Below are 12528 nucleotides of genomic sequence, written 5' to 3'. Positions count from 1 at the left end.
CAGAGCATCCTCTCGCTGTTCAAGTAAGCTTCGGCTTGGAAAACGACCGTGCTCCCGAGGGAGCACGGTTCCTGCCGTGATTGGCGGCATGACGGCACATGACGTGCCCGCAATTGACCTTCCGACGTCGGATTTCATGCAACACGCCGCAGCCGATCGCGCTGCCATGCGCCCGCGCGCTCGCCAGTTGCCGCCGAACCGATTGCCTGATCCCAGATTCTTGTAAAATTACAACGCCTCGCCCGCGAACTGACACATTCGTGTCCTCGCGCAACCTTCAGACAAGGTTGGCAGCGGAGTGTCCTCTACGTTCGCATTGGTACGAGGTCATATGCTGTTCAGTCGTGCGCAGATACAGCAACTGCTCAATAATCTGCTGGAGCTTGGTCCGCGACGCCTGATGGCCTTGGGATTGATCGGCTTTGCCGTTCTCGTCACCGTCGTCGGCGGTGCCTATTATCTGAGCCGGCCGGAATTCGAGACGCTCTATACCGGCCTCTCCCGCGAAGACGTGACGCGGATGGGCGCCGCGCTGCGCGAGCAGAATATCGCCTTCGACGTCAATACGGCCGGAGACGCCGTCTCGGTGCGCCCGAGCCAGACCATGCAGGCGCGGATGCTGCTGGCCGAGAAGGGCCTGCCGACCAGTGCCAATTCCGGCTACGAGCTGTTCGACAAGATCGGTTCGCTCGGCCTGACCTCGTTCATGCAGGAAGTGACCAAGCTCCGGGCGCTCGAGGGCGAAATCGCGCGCACCGTGCAACTGATGAAGGGCGTGAAGGCGGCCCGGGTGCACATCGTGCTGCCGGTGCGCGGCTCGTTCCGCGCGACGCAGCAGCCGCCCTCGGCCTCGGTCGTTCTGCGCACCGACGGCGCAATCGAGGCGCGCACCGCCCAGTCGATCCGACATCTCGTCGCGGCCGCCATTCCCGGCATGAGCCGCGACAAGGTGACGGTGCTGGATGCCGACGGCTCGATGCTGCTCGCGGAAGAAGACGAGGCGACCGCGGCGCCGACCAAGATGGCGAGCCTCCAGAAGACCGTCGGCGGCATGGTGCAGGAAAACATCCGCAAGGCGCTGACTCCGTATCTGGGCCTGGACAATTTCGAGGTGAGCGTCGCCCCGCAGCTCTCCACCGACAAGCGGCAGACCAACGAGACCGTCTACGATCCGGAGAGCCGCGCGGAACGTTCGGTGCGAAACGTCCGCGAGAAGGAATCGTCGCAGAACGCGGACCGTTCGAGCCCGACCACGGTGCAGCAGAATCTTCCCGATCAGCAGGTCAATGCCGGCGGCACCAAGAACTCGAGCGAGGACAAGACCCGCCGTGAGGACGTCACCAATTTCGAGGTCTCGTCGAAGACCACGACGACGGTGAGCGACGGCTACCTGGTCAAGAAGCTCTTCATCGCCGTGCTGGTCAACCGCGCGCGGCTCGTCGCCGATCTCGGCGACAAGAGCAACCAGGCCATCGTCGACAGCAAGCTCGCCGAGATCAGCCAGCTTGCGGCGACCGCCGGTGGCCTGGACAAGGCACGCGGCGATCAGATCCAGGTGACGGCCGTCGACTTCATCGAAGGCTCGCGCGAACTGGCGCCGGTGCCCCCGATCAGCTTCGTCGAGATGATCAACAAGCAGCTCGGCAGCGTCATCAACGCGGTGACGATCCTGGCCGTGGCTTCGATGCTGGTCTGGTTCGGGCTCCGGCCGGCCGTCAACGGCATTCTCACCCATCGCGCGGCACAGGAGCAGACCGAGGCGGCCGAGGCCGCTGAGCTCGAAGCCGCCGCGACCCTTGCATTGGCCGAGAGCCAGGATCCCGAGCTCAACCTCGTCGAGGACCTCGAAGGCAAGATGCAGCGGACGCCGCAGAAGCGGCTGGAGCAGATTGTCCGGCTCGATCAGATGCAGGCAGCAGCGATCCTTAAAGACTGGATGCGACGCGAGGAGGCGGCATGAACGCGGCAATCGGAAAATTCCTGACGCAGTTCGACGCAAACGGCCGGGCCAAGTCGCCGCCGCCTCCGCCGCCCAAGATCCAGGATGTGCTGACGAGGCCGAAGGAGGCCCGGCGCGAGCCGCAGCCGCAAGCCCAGCCGCAGCGTCCGCCTCAGTCGCAGCCGCAGCTTCAGTCGCCGCCTCCGGCGCCGGAGGCGGAAGCTCCGCCGGTCAATCTGCTCGACGATGCCTATCGTCGCGGCCAGGCCGCGGGCGTTGCGGAAGGGGATGCCAGGGTTGCCGAGGAGCGGGTGCGCAGCGCGATCCGGCTCGGCGAGGAGCGCGCCAAATGGTCCGACCAGCAGGCGGGCGCGATCGTGAGCGGCTTCGAGGCGGCTTGCCGCGAGATCGAGAGCAACATCGCAAGCTCCGTTGCACGAATCTTGCTGCCGTTCCTCGCGGATGCGGTTCGCGACAAGGCGATCGGGTCGCTGGTCGAGCAGATCGCGGCGCTGACCGGCAATTCGCCGATACCGGTGTTCAAGGTCACCGGCCCGAGCGAACTGCTTGATCTCGTCAGGACGCAACTCGAGGCTTCCCGGCGAACCGGCATTGAGTACGAGGTCGCCGAAACCCCTGAGGTCCGTATCGTCGCCGACCAGACCGTGATCGAGACGCAGATCGCGGTCTGGGGCGAACGCCTGAAGGACGCGCGCCGGTAGTCCGCCATGGTCGAAGAAGTCAAGAACGAGCTGGTCATCATCCGCAGGCGCAGCGCCTTCGCGGAGGAGGCGCATCACGGTGGCGTCTGGAAGATCGCTTATGCGGACTTCATGACTGCGATGATGGCGTTCTTCCTGGTCATGTGGCTGCTCAACGCGCTCAACCAGGACCAGAAGCAGGTGGTCGCGAGCTATTTCAATCCGATCAAGCTCGCCGAGAATGCTCCTGCACCGAAGGGCCTCAAGGACCTCTCCAAGAAGGAACCGACGGCGTTCGAAGGCCAGGACGGCCGGCGTCAACCGGCGGGGCCGAACGAGGAACGTCGCGGCGACTCGCCGACGGCCGAGAAGCCGGCGTCCTTCGAAGAGAAGGTGCTGTTCCGCGATCCCTATGCGACGCTTGCCGAGATCGCCAACAGTGCGAACCAAGCCTCCGGCCAGCGCCGCGCCGGCGCGCTGACGTCCGCCGAAGAAGATGGTCTCAAGGGCGGCGACGCCTACCGGGATCCTTTCGATCCCGGCTATTGGAAGTTGGCGCCGCAGGCAGCCAAGGATGCGGATCGCATCATCGAGAGCGAGCCGAAGCCGAATGCGACGGCGCGCGACAGCGCGTCCGGCGCAGGTCCGGCCGAGCCGCAGCCGCGCCGGGCCAGGACGGATGATGCCGGCGGAAGCGTGGCCCCGAACGCGGATGCTGCGTCGGCAAGCCTGTCGCCGCTGCTGCCGCCCGGGCCCGCGCCGTCGCCATCTTCCCGCGAAGGCGGTGCCCAGGCCAACGCTGCCGCGCGGCCCAGCGACGCGACGAAGGAGTCCGAACCGCGCGACGTCGCACAGCCCCAGCCGCCGACCGTCAAGCAGCTTCAATCCGCGGTCGCGGATGCCCTGTCCGACATCAAGGCCGGCGCGGGACCGGTGGCCGAGGTGCGTCAGGTCGAGGAAGGCCTCCTGGTCAGCCTGACCGACGATGCCAGCTTCGGCATGTTCGCGGTCGGATCGGCCGAGCCGCGGCCCGAGCTCATCCGCGTGATCGACAAGATCGGGCCGCTGCTGGCCAAGCGTCCCGGCATGATCATCGTTCGCGGCCACACCGACAACCGGCCGTACAAGTCGGAGACCTACGACAATTGGCGGCTGTCGACGGCGCGCGCGCAGATGGCCTATTACATGCTGGTTCGCTCCGGCATCGACGCGCTGCGGATCGAGCACGTCGAAGGTTATGCCGACCGGCGGCCGAAACTCCCGAGCGACCCGGCGGCCGCGCAGAACCGCCGGATCGAGATCCTGATCCGGGAGAAGCGTCCTTGATCAGGCCGCTCCTCTGCGCAGCGTTGCTGATGGCGTTGCCGCTGACGGCCGTGCGTGTCTCGGCTGACCCGGCGCCAGCTCCTGCACCGGTGCCGGTTCCTGCGCCGGCATCGACGTCGAACGAACCCTATGAGCTCGTGCGCGGATTGCAGGCGGTGCAGGACGGCATCGCCAATGGCGACACTGCGGCGCATGGCAGCCACATCGCGCTGATCCGGCTGATCGGCGAGAAGTTCCTCGCCGCCGATCCGGGCGTGTGGAGCAATCCGCAGAACGGCCAGGCCGTCGTCATCTACCTGCTCAGCGGCGGCGCGCCGCAAGTGGTCCGTAAACTGCCGCGCGACAAGATCAATGTCGACGGGCGGCTGTTCGATGGCGCGCTCGCCTATGTCGAAGGCCATCAGGACGAAGCGCGCGAGCTGCTCAAGGACGTCAAGCCGCGGACGATTCCGTCGGGCCTCGGCGGACAGGTCGCGCTGGTCCAGGGCGCGCTGTTCGCACGCACCGAGGCATCGCTCGCGATCGAGCGGCTCGACGACGCGCGCCTGCTCCTGCCCGGCACGCTCGTCGAGGAGGCGGCGCTGCGGCGCGAGATCCTGCTGATCGGGCAGGCGGAGGATTTCGACAAGTTCGAGTTCCTGACGCTGGCCTATATTCGCCACTATCGAAACTCGATCTATGCCGGCGACTTCTGGCAACGCTTCTCCACTGGCCTGACGCAGTCGAGCCTGGCGCTCGACGACCGCCGCTTTGCACGGGTCGTCACCCTGCTGGAGCAGATTGATCGCGGCAGCCGTCTCAAGCTCTATCTCGTGATCGCGCGTACCGCGATGGTGCGTGGACGGATCACCGTGACCCGGCTTGCCGGCGAGCGGGCGCTGGCGCTCAGCGCCGATGCTTCGGCGGAGCGCGAGCGTGCGCATTTCTTCCGCGGCGCCTCGCGGGCGCTCGGCGACGAATATGACGGCGGTCTCGCCGAGCTGAAGGCCGTTGACCGCTCAAAACTGCCCGAGCGCGATCTTCCCCTCCTGAATGCAACCGTCCAGCTCGCGCTCGATATGCGCAAGCCATTCGCCGGGGGAGCCGCCGCCGCGGCCGAAAAGCCTCCGGCAACGCCGGCGCGGGTCGATCTCGCATCGTCGACCGCGATGCTTGCGCGCGCCCAGAAGCAGCTCGGCGAACTCGAACTTCTCACCAGGGATCGCCGTCCATGACCAAGCTCAGCGGAACCACCGGACAGCTCTTCTCCGGCCTCGCCGAGAGTCTCAACATGCGCGGGACATCGCGTTCGGCGAAGGGCGCCGGTGCGAAATCGCAGGCGGATTCGTCGTTCAACGATCTGCTCCACACCGTCTCGAGCATGGCGAAACGCGCCCTGAACGATGCAGGCGGCGATACGACCGTGAAGGCAGGAACGTTGCGCACGCGCCTGGTGCATCCGGCCGAGCAGGACAAATCGAAGGACGAGACGGTGCAGGATCGCACCGACGCGGCCGGGACGCCGAAGTCGGCCGACACATCCTCCGATCAGGCGACCGACAAGCCGTCGGAGAAGCAGGATCCGATCGACCAGCTGGTGAAGGCGGACGTCCAGAGCCGATCGGGCATGTCTGCGATCGTCGGGCAGGCACTCGCCGCGGTGCCGGTCATCGCGCCGCAGGTGCAGCCGCAGACGCAACTGTCGGCGGGCGACAGGAAGGATGCGCCCGCGCGCGACGAGCGATCGTCCACCACGAAGCGGGACGTCCAGAGCGTCGGCATGGCGAAGGCGGCCGCGGTCGATACCGCGCCATCGGTTGCCGCGCCAGCGAATACGCGCGGGCAGGGCGCGGCGTCGCAAACGGCGGCAACTCCGGCATCGACACCGCTGCAAGGCGGCGAGGAGGCGCCGAAGGCAATGCCTGCGACATCGGGCTTCGAGGCCGTCACGGCCAATGTGGAACGCGCCGTCAAGGCGTCGGCGCGGGATGCCTTGCCCGAAGCGACCAAGGTCACCGTGGTCCAGCAGGAAACTCATCTGCCGCCGGCACAATTCAATGCCCCGCAACAGGTCGCCAACGCGGTCGTCGCCGAGTTGAAGGACACCGCCGCACCGACGGCGTCCGTCGCCGCCGACCTGACGACGTCCCAGACCAATGCGCCGGACCAGCCGCTCAAGATCCTGACCATCAATCTCGAGCCGCCGCAGCTCGGCAACGTCACCGTTCGCCTTCGCCTCGTCGGCACCGAAGTGTCCGTGCATCTGGCCGCCGAACGCAAGGACACGAGCCAGATGCTGGACCAGCAGCGCGACTCGATCCGCGAACTGATGCAATCGGCAGGCTACGTCGCCGACGTCGCGCCGGTCCAGCACGGCTCGCTCGACGGATTCCAGGGCGGCTCCGGCCAGTCGCAGTCGCAGCCGCAGTTCGCGAGCCAGCAACAGCCCTCGTCGCAATCGCAAGGCACGTTCGACGGCGCCGGCAATTCGTCGGGACAATCGGACGGCGGCGCGAAGCAGGCCCGCCAGGAGCGCCAGTCCAACCAGGAGACGCGTCATGACCAGGACGTGGCGCCGCAGACTCGTCGCGGCCCTGTTTATCTGTAACGCGGGCGCCGCGACGGCGGCGACCGACACCGCGCGCCCCTGCGAGCGCGAGATGGCGCGCGCGTCCCAGCAGCACGGGATTCCGCTCGGCATTCTCTACGCGGTCGGTCTCACCGAGACCGGGCGCCGCGGCGCGCTCTATCCTTACGCGCTCGGCGCGGAAGGCCAGACCGTGTTCGCCAAGGACATGAACGATGCGATCGCGAATTTCGAGGCGATGCGCGCCAAGGGCGTCAAGCTGATCGACCTCGGCTGCATGCAGATCAACCACTATTACCACGGCGACAAGTTCGCCTCGGTGCGCGCGATGTTCGATCCCGCCAAGAACGTGGAATATGCAGCGCGCTTCCTGAAAGAGCTGAAGCAGCGCGAGGGCAGCTGGACCATGGCGGTCGCGCGCTACAATGCCGGCCCCAACAACCAGCCGGCGCAGAAGCGTTACGTCTGTCACATCGTCGCGCATCTCGTGTCCAGCGGCTTCGGCGCATGGACCGACAACGCGCGCTCGTTCTGTCAACCCAAGACCACATGACCAAGACCACATGATTAGGACCACATGATCAGGCCGACCTCAAAGTTGTGCATGGTTCCCAATCATCAGCCCCGCGCAAGCAAGAACCCGCATTGTAGATTCAACCTACCAAAGGAGCCTAATTCATGAGCCTGTATGGTGTTATGCGCACCGGCGTTTCCGGAATGAACGCGCAGTCCAACAAGCTGTCGACGGTTTCGGACAACATCGCGAACGTCAACACGACCGGCTACAAGCGGGCTTCGACCGAGTTCTCGTCGCTGATCCTGAAGAGTGGATCCGGCAACTACGATTCCGGCGCCGTCGAGACCACGGTGCGTTACGCCATCTCCGATGCCGGCAACTATCAGTTCACGACTTCGACGACGGATCTCGCGGTCCAGGGCAACGGCTTCTTCGTCGTGCAGGACTCGAACGGAAACAATTTCCTGACGCGTGCCGGCGCTTTCGTGCCCGACAGCACCGGCAACCTCGTCAACGCCGCCGGCTTCCAGCTGATGGGCTACAACATCGCCAACGGTGCCACGCCCACCGTCGCCGCCAACGGCTTCGGCGGCCTCCAGGTCATCAACGTCAACACAATGGCGCTCCAGGCTGCGCCGTCGACCAAGGCGACGGTCGCCGCCAACCTCGATCCGAGCGCAACCGCGATCGCGGCGCCGGCAGGCCCGGCCAACTACACCTCGAAGACGTCGATGGTGACCTACGACAACATCGGCAATGCCGTGACGCTCGACGTCTACGCCGCGAAGACGGGCGCCAACACCTGGGATATCCAGGTCTACAACGGTGCAACCGCCCTGACGACGCCCGGCCCCACGACCACGTTCACCTTCGACGTCAGCGCGACCGGCAAGGGTGCGCTCGCCGCGGCCAGCCCGACATCGCTTTCGGTCGCGATTCCCGGCGGTTCCGGCGCCTTCAACATCGACCTGGCGGCGATGACGCAAGTCGCCTCCGCCTTCGACTTCAAGGCGACGGTCGACGGCAATGCCCCGTCTGCGGTCGAGAAGGTCAATATCGACGAAAAGGGCGTGGTCACCGCGGTGCTCAAGAACGGCACCGAGCTGCCGAGTTTCCAGATCGCGCTGGCCACCGTGCCGAGCCCGGACCACCTGACGCCCGAAGTCGGCAACGTCTATTCGCCGAACCTGGATTCCGGCAACGTGCAGGTCGGCCTCGCCGGCCAGGGCGGTCTCGGCACGATCCAGTCCGGCGCGCTGGAGGATTCCAACGTCGACCTCGCCGACGAATTGACCTCGATGATCGAGGCACAGCGCGGCTTCACCGCGAACTCGAAATCGTTCCAGACCGGCGCCGATCTGCTGGATGTGGTCGTCAACCTGAAGCGCTGATTCCAACAGCGCTCGTCCCCGGCAAGAGCAGATCATGAACCTTACCGCCGCACTCGAATCCGCCCGCTCCTCGCTGATGGCGTCGGGCATCCAGTCGTCGGTCATCTCGCGCAACATCGCCGGTGCCAGCGCCACCGGCTATTCGCGCAAGATTGCCGTGCTGGACAACCTTCCCGGAACCGGCGTCTATGTGGCGGCGATCCAGCGCGCCGCCAGCTCGGGTCTCTACAACAACGTCCTGATCGCGACCTCGTCGTCCGCCAAGCAGAGCGCGATCTATGACGGTCTCCAGAAGATCGCATCCGCCACGGTGGACGATCCCGAGCTCGACCAGTCGCCGACGGCGCAGCTCAATGCGCTGAAGCAGGCGCTCCAGCAATACGCCAACGCCCCCGACAACACCACGCTGGCGCAGGCGGCGGTCACGTCCGCCAAGGACATGGCGACCGCCCTCAACCAGGCGACCGAGACCGTGCAGTCGGTCCGCGAAACCGCGGATGCCGACATGAAGGTGTCGGTTCAGAACATCAATCAATTGCTCTCCCAGTTCCAGACCGTGAACACGGCGATCGTGAAGGGCACGATCTCCGGCGACGACATCACCGACTATCTCGACCAGCGTGACAGCATCGTCTCGCAGCTGTCGCAGGAGCTCGGCGTCACGATGTCGCTGCGTCCGAACGGAGACGCGGCGCTCTATACCGACAGCGGCGCCGTCCTGTTCGACAAGACGGCGCGTGCGGTGAGTTTCGCGCCCATCAACGCCTATACGGCCGGCACCACGGGCAATGCGGTCTATGTCGACGGCGTGCCGGTGACCGGCGCCAATTCCGTGATGCCGCTGAAGTCGGGCAAGCTCGCGGGCCTCGCCCAGCTGCGGGACCAGGACACCGTCACCTATCAGAGCCAGCTCGACGAAATCGCGCGCGGCCTGATCAACACCTTCAGGGAGAGCGATCAGACCGCCTCGGCTCTGCCCGACGTTCCCGGTCTCTTCACCTATCCCGGCGCGCCGGCGATGCCGGCCAGCGCCACCGTCTCGGTCGGCCTTGCCGGCCTGATCAGCGTCGCCGCGTCGGTCGATCCGGCCCAGGGCGGCAACCCGAATTTGCTGCGCGACGGCGGGATCAGCGGCAGCGCCGCATACCAGTACAACACCGCGGGCAATGCCGGCTACTCGATCCGGCTGCAGCAGCTGATCGGCGGCATGGACGCGTCGCAGCCGTTCGATGCAACCACGCAAGGCAAGCCGAACGGCAGCCTGATCGACTTCGCGTCGTCGTCGACGAGCTGGATCGAAAACCAGCGCAAGACCGCGGACTCCAACGTCACCTACCAGAAAACGCTGCTCGACCGCAGCACCGCGGCGCTGTCGAACGTCAGCGGCGTCAATATGGACGACGAGATGTCCCTGATGCTTCAGGTCGAGCGTACCTATTCGGCGTCGTCGAAGATCATCTCGACCGTCGACGAAATGTTGCAGAGCCTGCTGGCCGCCGTGGGGAATTAAGCCATGATGAGCGCGAACTACATCTCGACCTTGATGCTGTCGTCGTCGTTGAGGTCCTCGATCACGAACAACCAGGCTGCGCTGAGCAAGGCGTCGACGGAGGCGACCACCGGCCGCTTCGCCGACGTTGGCCTCGAGCTCGGTGCCACGACGGGAAGCGACCTCACGCTGCGGGCGGACCTGAGCTTCGCCGATCAGCTCGTCGATACCAATGGGCTCGTTGCGGGACGCCTCGACGTGACCCAGAACCGGATCACCCAGCTCACCACGACCGCAACCTCCTTCCTCAAGGACCTGATCGCGGCCCGCAGCACCGACGGCGGCGGCCGGATCATCCTGCCGCCCGCGTCCTCCAACCTCCAGGATCTGATCGGCGCGCTGAACGTCTCCTATAACGGCTCGTACCTCTTCTCGGGCATCAACACGCAGAACACGCCGGTCACGGCCTACGCCCCGGGCTCGGCCAGCAAGAACCAGGTCGACGCCGATTTCCTGGCGACCTTCGGCTTCTCGCAATCCTCGGCCAGCGTGAGCAGCATTACTCCGGCCCAGATGCAGACCTTCCTCGACACCACTTTCGATGCCGAGTTCGCGAGCCCGGCCTGGAACACCAATTGGTCGTCGGCCACCGACCAGGTCATGCAGAGCCGTATCTCCACGACCGAGGTCGCCGATACGTCCGTCAGCGCCAACCAGACCGCCTTCCGCAAGCTCGCCGAGGCCTACACCATGATGGCGGATCTCGGGAATACGACACTGAGCCAGGAGACGTTCCAGGTCGTCGTGGACAAGGCCATCGGTCTCGTCGGCAACGCGATCACCGACCTCGCCACGCTCGGCGGCGGCGTCGGCACGGTCCAGCAGCGGATCACCACCGCGACCGACAAGCTCAAGGCGCAGCAGGATATCCTGAACAATCAGATCGTCGGCATCGAGAAGGTCGATCCGGCGGAAGCGTCGGTGCGCGTCAACACCTTGCAGACCCAGATCCAGACGGCGCTCGCGCTGACGTCGCAGCTCCAGAAAATCAGCCTCATCAACTATCTCTGAGCCAAAGCTCGTTTGTAAGGCTCGCAATCCTCGTTTTGTTGTTCGGTCTCCTGCGCAGAGTGGTTCTGATGACGTTTGAAGCCTATGAAGCGGTCGTCGATGATAGCGGTTACGAGGCGAGGGGCCGCGAGCGGCAGGCGCTCAGCCTCGGCATCGATCGCCTCGAACGGCTCCAGAAGGGGCGTTTCAGCTTCGATGACCTGGTCGAGAGCCTGCTCTACGTGCGGCGGCTGTGGACGATCTTCATCGAGGATCTGGCGCATCCGGAAAACGGACTCCCGGAGAAGCTGCGCGCCGACATCATCTCGATCGGCTTGTGGGTGGTCAGGGAGGCCGATCGCCTGCGCGAGGAGAGGTCGAACGACGTGGACCAGCTCATCGAAATCAACCGCCTGATCCGAGACGCTCTCTAATGAAGATTTCCTTGCGGGCGGGTGAACGGATCTACATCAACGGCGCGGTGCTTCGCGTGGACCGCAAGGTCTCCGTCGAGCTCGTCAACGACGTGATGTTCCTGCTCGAAGGGCAGATCATGCAGGCGTCCGACGCCACCACGGCGATGCGGCAGCTCTATTTCATCGTCCAGCTCATGCTGATGAACCCGACCGACATCCGCGATGCGGCGGCGCTCTACGCACAGCATCACGCGGCCCTGGTCGCGGTGTGCGAAAGCCGCGAGATGCTGGAGGGGCTCGCCGCGGTCGACGAGCTGGTCGAGACGACCCGTTACTTCGAGGCGCTCAAGAGGATCCGGGCGCTGTTCCCGGTGGAGCAGGCCATCCTGGCCAGCATCGCTACCGATACCCCATTCGAGGCTGCCTGACAGCGGAGAGGCTACATGAACGTCACCAGCGCGACCGACAGCACCAGCAAGTCGTCCAGTTCGACCAGCTCGACATCGTCCACGTCGAGCAGCGGCGTCGACTACAATACGTTTCTTCAGCTCCTCATTGCGGAGATGAAGAATCAGGACCCGACCAATCCGATGGACACCTCGCAATATATGAGCCAGTTCGCCCAGCTCTCGTCGGTCGAGCAGGCCATGCAGACCAACAACAAGCTGGATTCGCTCTTGTCCTCGCAGTCGCTGTCGCAGGCCAACGGGCTGATCGGGAAGACCGTCAGCTTCACCGACTCGACCGGAGCGACCTTCAGCGGCAAGGTCGCGTCGGTCTCCATCAACAGCGACGGCTCCATCGCGACGCTCGAGGACGGTACGAAGGTCGCGGTCGGGCCCGGGCTCACGATCAGCCAGTCATGAACGAACGGGACGCCCTCGACATCGTCCAGGCGGCGATCTGGACCATCATCGTCGCCTCCGGACCTGCGGTCGGTGCGGCGATGCTGGTTGGCACCATCATCGCGCTGATCCAGGCCCTGACCCAGATCCAGGAGGTGACGTTGACCTTCGTTCCGAAGATCATCGTCATTCTCGTGGTCGTCGCCATCTCCGGCTCCTTCATCGGTGCGCATCTCTCCACCTTCACCGAGATGGTCTATTCGCATATCGAGCGCGGCTTCTGATCCG

General features: G+C 65.3%; 13 protein-coding genes. All 13 read left to right on the top strand.

Annotated features, from left to right (window positions below):
• Window positions 1-331: 331 nt before the first annotated feature.
• Window positions 332-1960, top strand: coding sequence for a flagellar basal-body MS-ring/collar protein FliF (gene fliF / locus PMI42_RS03555; RefSeq protein WP_008130668.1), 1629 nt, complete (start codon window positions 332-334; stop codon window positions 1958-1960).
• Window positions 1957-2661 (top strand): hypothetical protein, encoded by a 705-nt coding sequence (locus tag PMI42_RS03550; RefSeq protein ID WP_008130665.1) that lies wholly within the window; start codon window positions 1957-1959, stop codon window positions 2659-2661. The genes fliF and PMI42_RS03550 overlap by 4 nt, the downstream gene beginning before the upstream one ends.
• Before the next feature lie 6 nt (window positions 2662-2667).
• The gene (locus tag PMI42_RS03545) at window positions 2668-3966 is read left to right on the top strand and encodes a MotB family protein (RefSeq protein ID WP_008130663.1); all 1299 of its coding nucleotides are present in this window, start codon (window positions 2668-2670) and stop codon (window positions 3964-3966) included.
• Window positions 3963-5180 carry a chemotaxis protein gene (locus tag PMI42_RS03540; protein WP_008130662.1) on the top strand — a complete coding sequence of 406 codons (1218 nt, stop codon included), beginning with the start codon at window positions 3963-3965 and terminating at the stop codon, window positions 5178-5180. Before PMI42_RS03545 ends, PMI42_RS03540 begins: the two co-directional genes overlap by 4 nt.
• Window positions 5177-6553 carry a flagellar hook-length control protein FliK gene (gene fliK, locus PMI42_RS03535; protein ID WP_008130661.1) on the top strand — a complete coding sequence of 459 codons (1377 nt, stop codon included), beginning with the start codon at window positions 5177-5179 and terminating at the stop codon, window positions 6551-6553. The genes PMI42_RS03540 and fliK overlap by 4 nt, the downstream gene beginning before the upstream one ends.
• Complete coding sequence (locus PMI42_RS03530; protein WP_008130660.1) at window positions 6504-7085, top strand: transglycosylase SLT domain-containing protein; 582 nt, start codon at window positions 6504-6506, stop codon at window positions 7083-7085. The genes fliK and PMI42_RS03530 overlap by 50 nt, the downstream gene beginning before the upstream one ends.
• Before the next feature lie 125 nt (window positions 7086-7210).
• Complete coding sequence (locus PMI42_RS03525) at window positions 7211-8440, top strand: flagellar hook protein FlgE (RefSeq protein ID WP_008130659.1); 1230 nt, start codon at window positions 7211-7213, stop codon at window positions 8438-8440.
• Window positions 8441-8474: 34 nt separating this feature from the next.
• The gene (gene flgK, locus PMI42_RS03520) at window positions 8475-9950 is read left to right on the top strand and encodes a flagellar hook-associated protein FlgK (protein ID WP_008130657.1); all 1476 of its coding nucleotides are present in this window, start codon (window positions 8475-8477) and stop codon (window positions 9948-9950) included.
• A gap of 3 nt (window positions 9951-9953) precedes the next feature.
• Window positions 9954-11000, top strand: a complete 1047-nt coding sequence (locus tag PMI42_RS03515) for a flagellar hook-associated family protein (RefSeq protein ID WP_008130655.1) — start codon at window positions 9954-9956, stop codon at window positions 10998-11000.
• A gap of 68 nt (window positions 11001-11068) precedes the next feature.
• Window positions 11069-11413 (top strand): flagellar biosynthesis regulator FlaF, encoded by a 345-nt coding sequence (flaF, locus tag PMI42_RS03510; protein ID WP_008130654.1) that lies wholly within the window; start codon window positions 11069-11071, stop codon window positions 11411-11413.
• Window positions 11413-11823 carry a flagellar biosynthesis repressor FlbT gene (flbT, locus tag PMI42_RS03505; protein ID WP_008130651.1) on the top strand — a complete coding sequence of 137 codons (411 nt, stop codon included), beginning with the start codon at window positions 11413-11415 and terminating at the stop codon, window positions 11821-11823. Before flaF ends, flbT begins: the two co-directional genes overlap by 1 nt.
• A gap of 15 nt (window positions 11824-11838) precedes the next feature.
• Entirely contained in the window at window positions 11839-12261 is a 423-nt protein-coding gene (gene flgD / locus PMI42_RS03500; RefSeq protein WP_008130650.1) for a flagellar hook assembly protein FlgD, read from the top strand.
• Entirely contained in the window at window positions 12258-12524 is a 267-nt protein-coding gene (gene fliQ / locus PMI42_RS03495; protein ID WP_008130649.1) for a flagellar biosynthesis protein FliQ, read from the top strand. Before flgD ends, fliQ begins: the two co-directional genes overlap by 4 nt.
• The last annotated feature ends 4 nt before the right edge of the window (window positions 12525-12528 follow it).

This window comes from Bradyrhizobium sp. YR681 (assembly GCF_000282615.1).
GTDB lineage: Bacteria > Pseudomonadota > Alphaproteobacteria > Rhizobiales > Xanthobacteraceae > Bradyrhizobium.
The sequence above is the reverse complement of the archived record's forward strand: the minus strand, read 5'-3'. Positions and strand labels throughout refer to the sequence as shown.

What these genes read in the sequence shown, in the direction of transcription:
- flgD (WP_008130650.1), top strand. Translation starts at nt 11,839, where the DNA reads ATGAACGTCACCAGCGCGACCGACAGCACCAGCAAGTCGTCCAGTTCG.
- fliK (WP_008130661.1), top strand. Translation starts at nt 5,177, where the DNA reads ATGACCAAGCTCAGCGGAACCACCGGACAGCTCTTCTCCGGCCTCGCC.
- fliQ (WP_008130649.1), top strand. Translation starts at nt 12,258, where the DNA reads ATGAACGAACGGGACGCCCTCGACATCGTCCAGGCGGCGATCTGGACC.
- flaF (WP_008130654.1), top strand. Translation starts at nt 11,069, where the DNA reads ATGACGTTTGAAGCCTATGAAGCGGTCGTCGATGATAGCGGTTACGAG.
- PMI42_RS03530 (WP_008130660.1), top strand. Translation starts at nt 6,504, where the DNA reads ATGACCAGGACGTGGCGCCGCAGACTCGTCGCGGCCCTGTTTATCTGT.
- flbT (WP_008130651.1), top strand. Translation starts at nt 11,413, where the DNA reads ATGAAGATTTCCTTGCGGGCGGGTGAACGGATCTACATCAACGGCGCG.
- flgK (WP_008130657.1), top strand. Translation starts at nt 8,475, where the DNA reads ATGAACCTTACCGCCGCACTCGAATCCGCCCGCTCCTCGCTGATGGCG.
- PMI42_RS03515 (WP_008130655.1), top strand. Translation starts at nt 9,954, where the DNA reads ATGATGAGCGCGAACTACATCTCGACCTTGATGCTGTCGTCGTCGTTG.
- fliF (WP_008130668.1), top strand. Translation starts at nt 332, where the DNA reads ATGCTGTTCAGTCGTGCGCAGATACAGCAACTGCTCAATAATCTGCTG.
- PMI42_RS03545 (WP_008130663.1), top strand. Translation starts at nt 2,668, where the DNA reads ATGGTCGAAGAAGTCAAGAACGAGCTGGTCATCATCCGCAGGCGCAGC.
- PMI42_RS03550 (WP_008130665.1), top strand. Translation starts at nt 1,957, where the DNA reads ATGAACGCGGCAATCGGAAAATTCCTGACGCAGTTCGACGCAAACGGC.
- PMI42_RS03525 (WP_008130659.1), top strand. Translation starts at nt 7,211, where the DNA reads ATGAGCCTGTATGGTGTTATGCGCACCGGCGTTTCCGGAATGAACGCG.